This is a genomic window from Palleronia sediminis (genome assembly GCF_004358695.1).
GTDB lineage: Bacteria > Pseudomonadota > Alphaproteobacteria > Rhodobacterales > Rhodobacteraceae > Palleronia > Palleronia sediminis.
Map to the genome: position 1 here is coordinate 1 of NZ_SNAA01000024.1, position 13,119 is coordinate 13,119.

The 13,119-nt window shown below is 68.1% G+C and carries 15 protein-coding genes, 1 tRNA gene and 1 other RNA gene; 11 read left to right on the top strand and 6 right to left on the bottom strand.

What is annotated here, in order from left to right; genetic code table 11:
* Nucleotides 1-178: 178 nt before the first annotated feature.
* Nucleotides 179-1,051, bottom strand: coding sequence for an HNH endonuclease signature motif containing protein (locus E2L08_RS15615; RefSeq protein WP_133398031.1), 873 nt, complete (start codon nt 1,049-1,051; stop codon nt 179-181).
* An 88-nt stretch (nt 1,052-1,139) separates the two neighbouring features.
* Nucleotides 1,140-2,795: an energy-dependent translational throttle protein EttA gene (gene ettA, locus E2L08_RS15620; RefSeq protein WP_133398032.1), complete on the bottom strand. Its 1,656-nt coding sequence runs from the start codon at nt 2,793-2,795 to the stop codon at nt 1,140-1,142.
* A gap of 121 nt (nt 2,796-2,916) precedes the next feature.
* On the opposite strand from ettA, the gene E2L08_RS15625 reads away from it, so the two are divergent.
* From E2L08_RS15625 to rpmG, 8 genes are all read left to right on the top strand, one after another.
* Nucleotides 2,917-3,384, top strand: a complete 468-nt coding sequence (locus E2L08_RS15625; RefSeq protein WP_133398033.1) for an MOSC domain-containing protein — start codon at nt 2,917-2,919, stop codon at nt 3,382-3,384.
* Between the two features lie 86 nt (nt 3,385-3,470).
* Nucleotides 3,471-4,121 (top strand): ceramidase domain-containing protein, encoded by a 651-nt coding sequence (locus E2L08_RS15630; RefSeq protein ID WP_133398034.1) that lies wholly within the window; start codon nt 3,471-3,473, stop codon nt 4,119-4,121.
* A gap of 36 nt (nt 4,122-4,157) precedes the next feature.
* The gene (gene gatC / locus E2L08_RS15635; RefSeq protein WP_133398035.1) at nt 4,158-4,445 is read left to right on the top strand and encodes an Asp-tRNA(Asn)/Glu-tRNA(Gln) amidotransferase subunit GatC; all 288 of its coding nucleotides are present in this window, start codon (nt 4,158-4,160) and stop codon (nt 4,443-4,445) included.
* Between the two features lie 75 nt (nt 4,446-4,520).
* Nucleotides 4,521-6,002, top strand: a complete 1,482-nt coding sequence (gene gatA / locus E2L08_RS15640; protein WP_133398036.1) for an Asp-tRNA(Asn)/Glu-tRNA(Gln) amidotransferase subunit GatA — start codon at nt 4,521-4,523, stop codon at nt 6,000-6,002.
* Between the two features lie 37 nt (nt 6,003-6,039).
* On the top strand, nt 6,040-6,873 hold the full coding sequence (locus tag E2L08_RS15645) for a hypothetical protein (protein WP_133398037.1): 834 nt from the start codon (nt 6,040-6,042) through the stop codon (nt 6,871-6,873).
* Complete coding sequence (locus E2L08_RS15650; RefSeq protein WP_133398061.1) at nt 6,870-7,529, top strand: N-acetylmuramoyl-L-alanine amidase; 660 nt, start codon at nt 6,870-6,872, stop codon at nt 7,527-7,529. The genes E2L08_RS15645 and E2L08_RS15650 overlap by 4 nt, the downstream gene beginning before the upstream one ends.
* Before the next feature lie 30 nt (nt 7,530-7,559).
* An RNA gene (gene rnpB, locus E2L08_RS15655) (RNase P RNA component class A) lies at nt 7,560-7,946 on the top strand.
* 189 nt (nt 7,947-8,135) lie between these two features.
* The gene (gene rpmG / locus E2L08_RS15660) at nt 8,136-8,303 is read left to right on the top strand and encodes a 50S ribosomal protein L33 (RefSeq protein ID WP_133398038.1); all 168 of its coding nucleotides are present in this window, start codon (nt 8,136-8,138) and stop codon (nt 8,301-8,303) included.
* 77 nt (nt 8,304-8,380) lie between these two features.
* Here the strand turns inward: rpmG and E2L08_RS15665 are convergent, their stop codons facing one another.
* Entirely contained in the window at nt 8,381-8,791 is a 411-nt protein-coding gene (locus tag E2L08_RS15665) for a metallopeptidase family protein (RefSeq protein WP_133398039.1), read from the bottom strand.
* A gap of 144 nt (nt 8,792-8,935) precedes the next feature.
* Here E2L08_RS15665 and gltX point away from each other — a divergent pair, with 144 nt between their 5' ends.
* Nucleotides 8,936-10,255: a glutamate--tRNA ligase gene (gltX, locus tag E2L08_RS15670; protein WP_133398040.1), complete on the top strand. Its 1,320-nt coding sequence runs from the start codon at nt 8,936-8,938 to the stop codon at nt 10,253-10,255.
* A 42-nt stretch (nt 10,256-10,297) separates the two neighbouring features.
* Here the strand turns inward: gltX and E2L08_RS15675 are convergent, their stop codons facing one another.
* Complete coding sequence (locus E2L08_RS15675; protein WP_133398041.1) at nt 10,298-10,891, bottom strand: gamma-glutamylcyclotransferase family protein; 594 nt, start codon at nt 10,889-10,891, stop codon at nt 10,298-10,300.
* Nucleotides 10,892-11,046: 155 nt separating this feature from the next.
* Between E2L08_RS15675 and gcvH the strand changes: the two genes are divergently transcribed.
* A complete protein-coding gene (gene gcvH / locus E2L08_RS15680) occupies nt 11,047-11,415 on the top strand; it encodes a glycine cleavage system protein GcvH (protein ID WP_133398042.1) in 369 nt (122 codons plus the stop codon).
* 33 nt (nt 11,416-11,448) lie between these two features.
* Here gcvH and E2L08_RS15685 read toward each other — a convergent pair whose 3' ends face one another.
* On the bottom strand, nt 11,449-12,765 hold the full coding sequence (locus E2L08_RS15685) for a DUF2254 domain-containing protein (protein ID WP_168771178.1): 1,317 nt from the start codon (nt 12,763-12,765) through the stop codon (nt 11,449-11,451).
* Nucleotides 12,766-12,841: 76 nt separating this feature from the next.
* Here E2L08_RS15685 and E2L08_RS15690 point away from each other — a divergent pair.
* Nucleotides 12,842-12,917, top strand: a tRNA-Ala gene (locus E2L08_RS15690).
* 9 nt (nt 12,918-12,926) lie between these two features.
* On the opposite strand, the gene E2L08_RS17065 is transcribed toward E2L08_RS15690, so the two are convergent.
* Complete coding sequence (locus E2L08_RS17065) at nt 12,927-13,097, bottom strand: hypothetical protein (RefSeq protein WP_168771179.1); 171 nt, start codon at nt 13,095-13,097, stop codon at nt 12,927-12,929.
* Between the last annotated feature and the right edge of the window lie 22 nt (nt 13,098-13,119).

Below are 13,119 nucleotides of genomic sequence, written 5' to 3' on the forward strand. Positions count from 1 at the left end.
GAAAGGGGAAAGCTTGGCCATCTGCTCGTCGCTCAGCCAGTAGAGGTCGTCCATGTCACCGCTCCGTTTTTCGGGCCGTGAATCACGCCGAACAGCAACAATCAATGCATCCTGACCCTAGCTGTTCAGTTTAATTTCAGTGCAGCGTGCGCAAGGCATGAATTAAAGAAATGCGTGCTCAATGTAGGTGCTCGGCCTTGAACCGTGCAATGTCTTCAGGGAATCCGAAAGAATGTATGGCACGATGACACCGGGCACATAAAAGGGCAAAATCTTCCGAGACTAGTCGACGAGGCTTATTAGGCTGTAGTTGCGCTAACGGTTTTTTATGGTGCAATTCTAGAGCCGCAGTCCAGACCGTTCCTTTTTTCGCTTCCCAGCCACAGCATTCGCACTGATTACCCTTGCCAGCTTTGATGGCGCCATAGTTTCCTCTGCGTTCAAACCGCCTGTGAGCAGAAAGACGTTTGACCTCTTCGTCATTGGAATTCAGTTCGTTGATCGATGGATCCCCATCCATCGGATTCGCCATGTATTCAATAAGGTCGTTCCGCAATTCAATGGTGTTGTCATCTAAGGTAAGGGCATACCAAACACGACTTTGACCAACGCCGTACGGATAACCGTCGTCGCGTCGTTGGGCCGATGGTATGAAGAATACTCTTTCATTCTCCGGAATAAGCACTGCATCTTCAGTAATGAAATGAATTCCATCGCGCCCTGAAGGATCTTGACCGCTCACGGTAAGAACTTTCGCATTCCGATAAAAACCAACAACAAACAAAGTGCCTGATTGGGGGTTTGGGCCGACAAACACGATATCCGCGCGGCCTATTCCATCTCCGTCTACATCAAACTGTTCTGGATGCCCCTTGAAAGCCAGATTCCCGTCCACCCGAACATATCCGTAGAATCTTCCATCTTGGTTCAGGAAGTTAAGAGACTCGCCGCCGGCCTCGTTGTTTTGATGCCAAGCGTCATTCGAATAGGCCGGCTCCGTGTGGTGGCGGTATTCAGGCATCCATGCGACACTGACTACTATGATTGGCATCCAATTTCCCCTCTCCGTTGATCAGATGCAATCCTTCATATGGCGAACGTGTCATGCAAGCTAATTCCATCATGGCGATCGGTGATTGTCACCTCGCAAATTTCCGATGCTTGACCCGTGTCGGGCGGACGGCGTCCTCTCCGAGGCGGCGTTTCTTGTCCTCCTCGTAATCCTCGAAATTGCCCTCGAACCATTCGACATGGGCATCGCCCTCGAAGGCGAGGATATGGGTGCAGAGCCGGTCGAGGAAAAAGCGGTCGTGGCTGATGACCACGGCGCAACCCGCGAAATCCTCGATCGCATCCTCGAGCGCGCGAAGCGTCTCGACGTCGAGATCGTTCGTCGGCTCGTCGAGCAGCAGCACGTTGCCGCCCGATTTCAGCAGCTTGGCCAGGTGGACGCGGTTGCGCTCCCCGCCCGAGAGGTTGCCGACTTTCTGCTGCTGCGCGGTGCCCTTGAAGTTGAAGGCCCCGCAATAGGCGCGGCTGTTCATCTGCGCGTCGCCGAGGTCGATCACCTCGCCCCCGCCCGAGATCTCCTCCCACACGGTCGCATCCGCCGACAGCGTGTCGCGCGACTGGTCGACATAGGACATCTCGACCGTGTTGCCGTATTCGATGGTGCCCGAATCGGGCTCGTCCTGCCCCGTCAGCACCCGAAAGAGCGAGGTCTTGCCCGCACCGTTGGGTCCGATCACGCCGACGATGCCGCCCGGCGGCAGCGAGAACGACAGGTTCTCGACCAGCAGGTTGTTGCCCTTGACGATGCGCAGGTTCTCGACCTCGATCACCTTGGAGCCGAGCCGTTCGCCGTTGGGAATGACGATCTGCGCCTTGCCGATCCGTTCGCGCACGGATTGGCCGGCCATCTTTTCATAGGCCTGGATCCGCGCCTTGGACTTGGCCTGCCGGGCCTTGGCGCCCTGCCGCATCCATTCGAGTTCGCGCGACAGCGTGCGCTGCTTGGCCTTGTCCTCGCGCGCCTCCTGCTCGAGCCGCTTGGCCTTCTGCTCGACCCACGAGGAATAGTTGCCCTCGTAGGGGATGCCGCGGCCGCGGTCGAGCTCGAGGATCCAGCCCGTGATGTCGTCGAGGAAATAGCGGTCATGGGTGACGATCAGGATGGTGCCGGCATAGTCGATCAGGTGCTGTTGCAGCCACGAGATCGTCTCGGCGTCGAGATGGTTGGTCGGTTCGTCCAGAAGCAGCATGTCGGGCTGTTCCAGCAGCAGGCGGCACAGCGCCACGCGGCGCTTTTCGCCGCCCGAAAGCTTGTCCACCTGCGCGTCGTCGGGCGGGCAGCGCAGGGCCTCCATGGCGATATCGACCCGGCTGTCGAGATCCCAAAGGCTCTCGGCCTCGATCTCGTCCTGCAGGCGCGCCATCTCGTCGGCGGTTTCGTCGGAATAGTTCATCGCCAGTTCGTTGTAGCGGTCGAGCTTGGCCTGCTTGGCCGCGACGCCCTGCATGACGTTGCCGCGGACGTCGAGCGCGGGGTCGAGCTCGGGCTCCTGCGGCAGATAGCCCACGCGCGCGCCCTCGGCGGCCCAGGCCTCGCCGGTGAAATCCTTGTCGATCCCCGCCATGATCTTGAGCAGGGTCGACTTGCCCGCGCCGTTGGCGCCGACCACGCCGATCTTCACGCCGGGCAGGAAATTGAGCTTGATGTCCTCGAACAGCTTTTTGCCGCCGGGAATGGTCTTGGAGACGCCGTCCATGTGGTAGACGAACTTGTAGGATGCCATCGGTTCGGGCCTCGTCATAGGGGATCGGGGCCTTCTACCGGTTGGGCGCCGCGGTTGGAAGGGCCGCGCAGTGGGCGCGGCTCGGGCGGCCGACCCGCCGCATGGGCAGGGAGACGACGGGATGAGCGATCTGCACGCGATGATGGCGCGCCACGCGCAGATGGGGCGCGTCCTGTGGATCGGCCGCAGGCCCGCGCGCCGCGCCCCGGTCGAGCCGCTCGACGCCTGCGATATCGGCCCCGGCGGGATCGAGGGCGATCACGCGCCGCCGGGCAAGCGGGCCGTGACGCTGGTGCAGGCCGAACACCTGCCCGTGATCGCCGCTTTGCTCGGACGCGCCGCCATCGCGCCCGAGGATCTGCGCCGCAATATCGTCGTCGCGGGGATCAACCTTGCCGCGCTGCGCAAGGCCCGGTTGCGGATCGGAACCGCGCTGCTCGAGATCGAGGGCCCGTGCCCGCCCTGTTCGCGGATGGAGGAGACCTTCGGGCCGGGCGGCTACAGCGCGGTGCGCGGCCATGGCGGATATTATGCCAGCGTGATCGAAACGGGGCGCGTGGCGCCGGGCGACGCGGCCCGTCCGGGCTGAGCGCGCCGGCTCCGCTTCCCGTTTTCTTCTCTTTCTGAAATACCCCTTCCGGGGCGCAGCCCCGGAAAATCGGGACGGCGCGCGCCATGGAACTCACCGCGAGGATCGACGGCTATTGCGAACGGCTGGGGCCGGGGCTCTGGGCCGAGCCGGTGAACGCGCTCACCAATCTCGCCTTCGTGGCCGCGGCGCTCTGCCTCTGGCCGCGCGTCCGCGGGGTCGAGCGGCTGCTGGCCGCGATCCTGCTGCTGATCGGGATCGGGTCGGGGCTGTTTCACACCTACGCGACGGTCTGGGCCGCGCTGGCCGATACCCTGCCCATACTGGCCTTCATCCTCGTCTATGTATTCGCGGCGAACCGACGGTTCCTGGGCTGGCCCCTCTGGGGGGCGGTGCTGGGCGCCGCGGCGGTCGTGCCCTATGCGCTGGCGATGGGGCGCGTTTTCGCGACGCTTCCGGGCTTTGCGGTGTCGTCGTTCTACTGGCCGATCCCGGTTCTGATCGCGGCCTATGCGGTGGCGTTGCGTGCGCGGCTGCCGGGGGTCGCGCGAGGGCTCGCCATCGGCGCGGGGGTGTTGTGCCTCAGCCTCGTCTTCCGCTCGGCCGACGCCGCACTCTGCCCGGTCTGGCCGTGGGGCACGCATTTCGCGTGGCACCTGCTCAACGCGGCGATGCTGGGCTGGATGATCGTGGTTCTCGCGCGCCACCGGCTTGAAGCCGGGCAGGCGCGGGGATAAAGCCCGAGCGCCGGGACGAAGAGCGGGAGACGCCTCATGAGCATCGACACCACGACCGCCGCGCGCGTGGCGAAACTGGCGCGCATCCGCGTGGAGCCCGACGATCTCGAGGCGCTGGCGTCCGAGTTCAACACCATCCTCGGCTTCATCGAGCAACTGGCCGAGGTCGATGTCGAGGGCGTCGAGCCCATGGTGAGCGTCACGCCCCAGCGGCTCAAGCGGCGCGAGGACAAGGTGACGGATGGCGGGCAGCAGGCGCGCATCCTGTCGAACGCGCCCGATGCGCGCGAGGGGTTCTTCGCCGTGCCCAAGGTGGTCGAATAGGGGCCGTCGTCCGGCCATGAGTATTTTCGGAAACAGAGAAGGGCCGGGCGCGCCCGAGCTTCGGGAGACGAGCCGATGACCGATCTGAATGCCATGACGATCGCCGGGGCGCGCGACGCGCTGCGCCGCCGCGAGATCACCAGCGCCGAGCTGACCGCGGCCTGCCTGACCGCGGCCGAAGGGGCCTCGGCGCTCAACGCCTTCGTGCACATGACCCCCGAGACCGCGACCGCGCAGGCCGAGGCCGCCGATGCGCGGCTGGCGGACGGCGATGCGCCGCCGCTTTGCGGCATCCCGCTGGGGATCAAGGATCTGTTCTGCACCCGCGGGGTGGCGTCGCAGGCGGCGAGCCGCATCCTCGAAGGGTTCCGGCCCGAATACGAATCGACCGTGACCGCGCGTCTGTGGGATGCGGGCGCGGTCATGCTGGGCAAGCTCAACATGGACGAGTTCGCCATGGGCTCGTCCAACGAGACCAGCGTCTATGGCGAGGCCGTGAACCCGTGGAAGGTCGACGAGCGGCGGTTGACGCCCGGCGGATCCTCGGGCGGCTCGGCCGCTGCGGTGGCGGCCGATCTCTGCCTCGGGGCCACGGGCACCGATACCGGCGGCTCGATCCGCCAGCCGGCGGCCTTTGCCGGGATCACCGGGATCAAGCCGACCTACGGGCGCTGCTCGCGCTGGGGCATCGTGGCCTTTGCCTCGTCGCTGGACCAGGCCGGGCCGATGGGCAAATCGGTGCGCGACTGCGCGATCATGCTGGGCGCGATGGCCGGGCACGATCCGCTCGATTCGACCTCGGCCGATCTGCCCGTGCCCGATTTCGAGGCGGCCCTGACCGGCGATATCCGCGGCCGCACCATCGGCATTCCGCGCGAATACCGCATGGAGGGCATGCCGGGCGAGATCGACGCGCTCTGGACGCGCGGCCGCGAGATGCTGGCCGATGCCGGGGCGAAGATCGTCGATGTGAGCCTGCCGCATACGAAATACGCGCTGCCGACCTATTACGTCCTCGCCCCCGCCGAGGCGTCGTCGAACCTCGCGCGGTATGACGGGGTGCGTTTCGGGCACCGGGCCGATCTCGTCCCCGGCGACGGCGTGACCGAGATGTACGAAAAGACCCGCGCCGAGGGCTTCGGAGACGAGGTCAAGCGCCGCATCATGATCGGCACCTATGTCCTGTCGGCGGGGTTCTACGACGCCTATTACAACCGCGCGCGCAAGGTCCGGGCGCTGATCAAGCGCGATTTCGACCAGGTTTTCGCCGCCGGCGTCGATGCGATCCTGACGCCGACGACGCCCTCGGCGGCCTTCGGGCTGGGCGAGATGGCCGAGGCCGACCCGGTGCAGATGTATCTCAACGACGTGTTCACCGTGACCGTGAACCTCGCCGGGCTGCCGGGGATCTCGGTGCCGGCGGGGTTGGACGGGCGCGGCCTGCCGCTGGGTCTTCAGCTCATCGGGCGCCCCTTCGAGGAGGGCGATCTGCTGAATGTCGCCGCCTCACTGGAACGTGCCGCGGGATTTGTGGAAAAGCCTGCGCGCTGGTGGTAGAACCCCGCCACGGCATGATCGAAAGGCGACGCGCCCGATGAAGACACCGATGAAGTTCGCGGGCATGGGGCTTGTTCTCGCGGCGCTCTCCGCATGCGGCAGCGCCGTGCCCGAAAGCAACCCGGACCTGCGCGGCGGGATGACGCCGATCGGGCAGGGGGTCGGCCTCAGCTACGAGCAATACGAGGCGCAGCGCCTCGGCCGCGAGCAGGCCCTGACCAGCGCGCCGCAGCCGGCCATTTCCGCGGAAGAGCTGCGCGCCGCGGGCTTGCCGGTCGCCCAGCAGACGCCGGGCGCGGCGGGGTTGCCGCGCACCGATCCCGTGACGGGCGCGCCGCTCGACACGGTCAGCCCCGTGGGCGGTGTCGCCCCGGCCCCGGCCGTAGCCCCGTCCGCCGCGCCCCTCGGGCCCTCGGCTCCGCTGGGCACGGGCGTCGTCGCGGCCCCCGCGCCGGTGGTGCCCGTGGCCCCCGGCCGCAGCCCCAGCATCTCGGACGAGCAGAGCTTTGCCGCCGTCACCGCCCGCGAGACCATCGAATCGGATGCCGAGCGGCGCGCACGTCAGGCCGCCGCCTACCAGGTGGTGCCGCCACAGGCGCTGCCCCGGCGCGACGGCAGCGCGGGTCCGAACATCGTGCAATATGCGCTGGCCACCACGAACGCGGTGGGCCAGCCGCTATACCGGCGCGGCGGCCTGGGCCGCGAAAGCGCCTATCGGCGGGCCTGTGCGGCCTTCGCCTCGCCCGATCTCGCGCAGCTCGAGTTCCTGAGCCAGGGCGGCCCCGAGCGGGATCGCCTCGGCGTCGATCCCGATGGCGACGGGTTCGCTTGCGGCTGGAACCCCGCGCCCTTCCGCGCCGCGCGGGGCTGAGCGGCTCGCCCAATCACGGGCCGCGGCGAGGCGGGGTTCTGCCCGATCTCGTCGTGATCCACTTTACCGCGATGGGCGACACCGCCGCGGCGCGGGCGCGGCTGCGCGATCCGGCCGCCGAGGTCTCGGCGCATTGGCTGATCTCGCCGCAGGGCTCGGTCGAGGCGCTGGTGCCCGAGGACCGGCGCGCCTGGCATGCGGGTGCCGCGCGCTGGGGCAGCGTCGAGGATGTGAACTCGCGCTCGGTCGGGATCGAGCTTTGCAATGACGGGCTTTCGCCTTTCCCGGCGCCGCAGATGGCGGCGCTCGAGCGGCTCCTGGCGGGGATCGTGGCGCGCCACCGCATCCCGCCCGAGCGGGTGATCGGCCATTCCGATTGCGCGCCGGGGCGCAAGGTCGATCCGGGCGCGCGGTTCGACTGGGCACGGCTGGCGCGGCGGGGTCTCGCCGCCGCGGTGACGCCCGAGACGGGCGAGGCGCCCGATGCCGCGCGGCTGGCCGCGCTTGCCGCGCGCGCGGGCTATACCGCGCCGGTCGGGCCCGAGGTGATCCTCGGCGCGCTGCGCCTGCGGCATCGCCCCTGGGCGCGCGGGCCGCTCGACGCGGTCGACATGGGGGTGGCCCGCGCGCTGGCGTCGCGATTCCCCGTTGACTGAACGCGCCCCATGGCCGACACCGCGACCCGCGCGGATGGCCGGGCGGCCGCGTGTCCCGCAAGGGGCGCGAGGAAAGTCCGGACTCCAGGAAGCGACGGTGCCGGGTAACGCCCGGGCGGGGCAACCCGACGGAAAGCGCCACAGAAAACAGACCGCCCCGGTCTTCGGGCCGGGGTCAGGGTGAAACGGTGGGGTAAGAGCCCACCGGGGGGCCGGCAACGGCCGCCGCATGGCAAGCCCCACCGGGAGCAATGCCAAATAGGGATCCCACGAGGGGCGCAAGCCTCTCACGGCGCGCTTCCGCCGCGGGATCCGGGTCGGCAGCTCGATCCCGTGGGCAACCGCGGGGCCAGAGGAATGGTCGCCGCCCGCCCTTCGGGGCGGGAACAGAATCCGGCTTACAGGCCATCCGCGCACTTTGCCTTGCGTCCTGCCGAGACGCGGGGCGCAGGGTGTTCCGGCCCGCCCGCGGCGGGGCCGCGCGCGCTTTGCGGTTGACAGGGGCGGCGCCGCGCGTACAAGGCCACCTCACCCGAATTGCGGGCCGCCCGACCGGTGGCCCTGTTCCGCACGGGCGGCGCGTCCGTCCTGTCGAGGAGAGAGAGCATGGCGAAGCCAACCACGATCAAGATCCGTCTCAACTCGACGGCGGATACCGGCCACTTCTACGTGACCAAGAAAAACGCCCGCACGATGACCGAGAAGATGTCGATGCGCAAATACGACCCCGTCGCGCGCAAGCATGTCGAATACAAGGAAGGCAAGATCAAGTGATCCTGCCGGTCTGACAGCGGACCCAAGGCGATGCGCCGTCCCTCGCGGGCGGCGTTTGTCGTTTCAGGGGGTGCGCGTCATTCCCACCAGCGGTCGATGCGGGCGATATCCTCGTCGGACCATCCGAAATGATGGGCAAGCTCGTGGATGTAGATATGCGCCACCAGATCGCCCAGGGAGATCTCGCCGCGGCTGGCCCATTCGTCGAGGATCGGCCGGCGGAACAGCCAGATGCGGTCGGGGCCGGTCGGCTGGTCCATGACGCTTTTCTCGGTCATGGGGATGCCGTCATATAGCCCGGTCAGCTCGTAGGGGTCGTCGATCTCGAGATCGTCGAGGATATCCTCGGGCGCGAACTCGTCGACGATGATCGTCACGCGCCCGGCCGCGCGGCGGAACCGGTCGGGCAGCTCGCGCACCGTGGCGTGGGCGATCTCGAGGATATCGTCGGCCGATGGCGCGACATTGTCGGCGAATTCGCTGGTCATGCGCCGATATGCCGACAGGCGGCGGGCGGTGGCAAGACCCGCCGGCTGCCGTGCCACCTAGCGGCGCCCCGCGGCCGGCGCGGCGCGGGGTTTCTGGACAAGCCTGCCCCCCTGTGGAATGGACCGCCTTCGAAGGAGAGCCGCATGACCACCACCCGCTTTGCCCCGTCGCCCACGGGATACCTCCATATCGGCAACCTGCGGACGGCGCTGTTCAACTGGCTGATCGCGCGCCGGGCCGGGGGGCAGTTCATCCTGCGCCTCGACGATACCGATCCGGTGCGCTCGAGGCAGGAATATGTCGACGGCATCATGCGCGATCTCGACTGGCTGGGCCTGACCTGGGACCGGGTCGAGCGTCAGTCCGAACGACTCGACCTCTACCGCGACGCGGCGCGCAAGCTGCGCGAGGCGGGGCGGTTCTACGAGGCATTCGAGACCCCGACCGAGCTCGACCTCAAGCGCAAGAAGCAGCTCAACATGGGCCGCCCGCCGGTCTATGACCGCGCCGCCATGGACCTGTCCGAGGCCGAGCGCGAGCGGCTGCGTGCCGAGCGCGGCGACGGCGTCTGGCGGTTCCGGCTCGATCACGAGCGGATCGAATGGGAGGACGGCATCCTGGGCGCCGTCTCGATCGACGCGGCCAGCGTCAGCGACCCGGTGCTGATCCGCGGCGACGGACAGGTTCTCTATACGCTGGCCTCGGTGGTCGACGACACCGACATGGGCGTGACCGATATCGTGCGCGGCAGCGACCATGTCACCAACACCGCGACGCAGATCCAGATCATGGCCGCGCTCGGGCACGATCATCCGCGTTTCGCGCATCATTCGCTCTTGACCGGCCCGCAGGGCGAGGGGCTGTCCAAGCGGCTGGGGTCGCTGTCGCTGCGCGATTTCCGCGCCGCCGGGACCGAGCCGATGGCCGTGCTGAGCCTCATGGCGCGGCTGGGTTCGTCCGATCCGGTCGAGCTGCGCGGCGGGCTCGACGAGCTGATCGAGGGGTTCGACGTGACGCGGTTCGGCGCCGCGCCGACCAAGTTCGATGCCGAGGACCTCAAGCCGCTCAGCGCGCGCGTCATTGCGGCCAAGCCCTTCGAGGCGGTCGAGGACGAGATCCGCGCCCTCGGCGTGCCCGATGCCATCGCGCGCGATTTCTGGTCGGTGGTGCGCGAGAATATCGGCACCATGTCCGAACTGGCCGAGTGGTGGGCGCTGTTTCGCGACGGGCCCGCCCCGGATGCGGTGCCCGAGGCGGATCGCGATTTCGTGGCCGAGGCCTGCACGCTTTTGCCCGCGCATCCCTACGGCCCCGAGAGCTGGGCCGAGTGGACCGGCGCGGTGAAGGACAGGACCGGCCGCAAGGGCCGCGCGCTGTTCATGCCGCTGCGCGTCGCGGTCACGGGGCGCGACCGCGGCCCCGATATGGCGCAGGTCATGCCCCTGCTGCAAAAGCCGCTCTGACGGCGCGGGCACGCCATCGAGTATTTCCGGAAACAGAGAAGGTCAGGGCGCCGCGTCGTGACCGAGCCCGGTGCGGGCCACATCGACGCGCGCGCAGCCGAGATCGTCGAGACGGCTGTCGACGAAACGCCGCTCGGCCGGGGCGAGGCTTTGCGCGCGGGGATAGAGCGGGGCCTTGCGGTCGTCGGCCACCGGCAGCGCCCAGTTGTCCGTCGAGGCGAAAAAGCGGTCGGCCCCGGCCTCGCCGAAGACCTGGAGAAACCCCTGCACCACCACGTCGAGATAGGAGAGCAGGATCGGCCGCGCCCCCGCCGGGCCGTCATCGGCCGGCGGGATCGAATAGACCGCGATGGGCGGCGCGTGGTCGAGCCCATGCGCGACGCCGGTGGCGGGTACGCGGTCATAGCCGGTCTCGCGCAGGTCGAGCGCGGCCCAGTCGCCCCCCGGCACCGGCGCGATCAGCCCGTCGACAGCCCCGCCGGGCACGGGCCGCGCCGTCAGGAAGGCCGCCGGGCGCAGCAGCGTCGCGCGCCATTCGCGGCGCCAGCCGGACAGGGTCGCGGGATGGGTCGGGCCGTAGCCATGGGTGCGCCGGTTGACCAGCGAGCCGTAGCCGAAGAAATGGGGATCGCTCATGTCCCTTCAGATCGCGCGGGGCCGCGGCGATGGCAAGCCCCTCTTGAGGTTGCGGATTGCAGCCTTCGGCCATGCGTATCGGGATTGACCGCGCGCCGTTCGGGCCCAATCTGTGCAAAAAGCCGTCCATCCCCGCATCAGCGCAGGAGTACCCGATGCGATTTACCGAAGAACACGAATGGATCCGCCCCGAGCCGGACGAAGAGGATATCGTCACGGTCGGCCTGACCGAATACGGTGCCGAGCGGCTGGGCGATCTCGTCTTCGTGGAGCTGCCGGACGAGGGGCTGGCGGTGGTGCGCGAGGACGAGGTGGTGATGGTCGAGGGCGACCGGGCCGAGACCGCCATCCTCGCCCCGTTCGACGGCGAGATCATCGAGGTGAACCCCGCGCTCGAAGACAATCCGGGGTTGGTGAACGACGATCCGCTCGGCGCGGGCTGGCTATTCCGCATGCAGGTCGAAGACATGTCGGCCATGGACGAGTTCATGGACGAGGCCGCCTATCGCAAGTTCGCGCGGTGAAGCCCGGCCGCCCATGAGGGCCGGGCGGGGCGGTCAGGCGCGCGCGGTGCCGCCCGGCTCGATCCCCTCCTGCCCCGGCTGTTCGGCGTCCTCGCCGGCGGTCGCGGCGGGGCCTCGTGCGATGGCCGCGGCGGTGACGCGGTCGATGTCGTCGCGCAGCAGCAGCCCGTCGGCGGCATAGGCCAGCGCCCGTCGCGACGTTTCGCGTGCGGCCTCGGCGATCGCGGGGTCGCGATGCAGCGCGAGATGGCCGAGCGCGCGCTGCACCGCCATCTGCACCTCGACGAAGCCCGCGCCGTCGCGCGCGATGGGGTCGAGCGTTTCGCGCACCAGCCGCGCGGTCGCCATCGCGGGCACGAAGACACCCGGCGCGGCGATCTCGTCGGGCGCGGTTTCGCGCTCCAGCCCGCCGATGAGCCGCCCCAGCCGCCCGATCACGTCGATGGCGGTGCGCGGGTCGTTGATGCCGGGCGAGAGGGCGCGTTCGGCGATCTCGGCGGCGACGATCATCGGGAATGCCGGGTCCTGGTCCCAGACCCGCACGTCGCCGATGGCGACGGCCCCGCGCAGGCGGGTTTCATCCTCTTCGGTAAAGGTCTCGGCGCGGGCGCGCAGGATCACCTCTCCGCGGTCGATCCAGGAGCCGGGCAGGCTCGCCACCCAGACCAGCCCGCCGGTCTCGGTGGCCCATTCCGACAGGGCGGCGGTGTCGATGTTCTGGAGGAACCCGTATTGCGCCGCATGGACCTCGGCCGCGTCCGCCGGGATGGTTCCGTTGCCGTCCAGCGGGGCGCCGCCGAGAAAGGGCGCACGGTCCGACAGGGTGCGGGTGACGCGTTCCTCGACGCGCCGCGTCGTCGCCTCGAACGAGCCCAGCCCGGCCAGGTGCGCCACCCAGCGCAAGAGCGCGATGGCGACGAAGGCGATGACGCCCGCCGTCATGAAATAGACGGCGGCGAGCTCGGTTTCCTTGAGCACGCCCGCGTTCAGCATGACCGTCAGCGCCAGCGCATAGATGAAGGCCCCGATGAAGGTGGCAAGGACCGTATGCGTGCGGCTGTCCTCGGTCAGGAGCCGGTGCGAGCGCGGGGTCACGTTCTTGTCGGCGCTCAGATGCGCCGTGACCATCACCGAAAGCGAGAAGGTCGTGACCGCCAGCATCGACCCGGTGAGGATATCCAGCAGCCGCGACAGCGCGTCGGGGTCTATGGCGTCGACCACAGGGAAAGGCAGCAGATTCGACAGGGGCGCCAGCGCCGCGGCGATGAGCGCCAGCGCCGAGATTATGGCGGCCCGCACCCAGAGCCTCCGGGCCTCGAGCCGCAGGCGCCAGAAGATCTTTTTCAGCATGTCGAAAGCCCCGTCCGCGAGTGATGTTCGCTCCTTGACAAGGTCGGAGCCTTCCATCATCTAGCGCGGCACGGATGGGGCTGTAGCTCAGTTGGGAGAGCGCGTCGTTCGCAATGACGAGGTCAGGGGTTCGATTCCCCTCAGCTCCACCATCCGTTCCCTTATTCAGACCGGGTATTCGGCGCGTTCTCGGCCAGGGTCGATCGCTGGCGCTTGCCCTCGATGGTCTCCTGTTTCCGCTTTTCGGTCCGGCCCTTGCTGACCAGTGCCATGACGAGCACGACAAGAAGTGTCAGCAGGGCCAGCAACGGTATGAGCCATGCGAAATCCATTGGCTTTCCTTTCGTGGCGTAA

Excerpts from the sequence above, each read along its gene's own strand:
- E2L08_RS15615 (WP_133398031.1), bottom strand. The coding sequence starts at position 1,051 with ATGCCAATCATAGTAGTCAGTGTCGCATGGATGCCTGAATACCGCCAC.
- ettA (WP_133398032.1), bottom strand. The coding sequence starts at position 2,795 with ATGGCATCCTACAAGTTCGTCTACCACATGGACGGCGTCTCCAAGACC.
- E2L08_RS15625 (WP_133398033.1), top strand. The coding sequence starts at position 2,917 with ATGAGCGATCTGCACGCGATGATGGCGCGCCACGCGCAGATGGGGCGC.
- E2L08_RS15630 (WP_133398034.1), top strand. The coding sequence starts at position 3,471 with ATGGAACTCACCGCGAGGATCGACGGCTATTGCGAACGGCTGGGGCCG.
- gatC (WP_133398035.1), top strand. The coding sequence starts at position 4,158 with ATGAGCATCGACACCACGACCGCCGCGCGCGTGGCGAAACTGGCGCGC.
- gatA (WP_133398036.1), top strand. The coding sequence starts at position 4,521 with ATGACCGATCTGAATGCCATGACGATCGCCGGGGCGCGCGACGCGCTG.
- E2L08_RS15645 (WP_133398037.1), top strand. The coding sequence starts at position 6,040 with ATGAAGACACCGATGAAGTTCGCGGGCATGGGGCTTGTTCTCGCGGCG.
- rpmG (WP_133398038.1), top strand. The coding sequence starts at position 8,136 with ATGGCGAAGCCAACCACGATCAAGATCCGTCTCAACTCGACGGCGGAT.
- E2L08_RS15665 (WP_133398039.1), bottom strand. The coding sequence starts at position 8,791 with ATGACCAGCGAATTCGCCGACAATGTCGCGCCATCGGCCGACGATATC.
- gltX (WP_133398040.1), top strand. The coding sequence starts at position 8,936 with ATGACCACCACCCGCTTTGCCCCGTCGCCCACGGGATACCTCCATATC.
- E2L08_RS15675 (WP_133398041.1), bottom strand. The coding sequence starts at position 10,891 with ATGAGCGATCCCCATTTCTTCGGCTACGGCTCGCTGGTCAACCGGCGC.
- gcvH (WP_133398042.1), top strand. The coding sequence starts at position 11,047 with ATGCGATTTACCGAAGAACACGAATGGATCCGCCCCGAGCCGGACGAA.
- E2L08_RS15685 (WP_168771178.1), bottom strand. The coding sequence starts at position 12,765 with ATGCTGAAAAAGATCTTCTGGCGCCTGCGGCTCGAGGCCCGGAGGCTC.
- E2L08_RS17065 (WP_168771179.1), bottom strand. The coding sequence starts at position 13,097 with ATGGATTTCGCATGGCTCATACCGTTGCTGGCCCTGCTGACACTTCTT.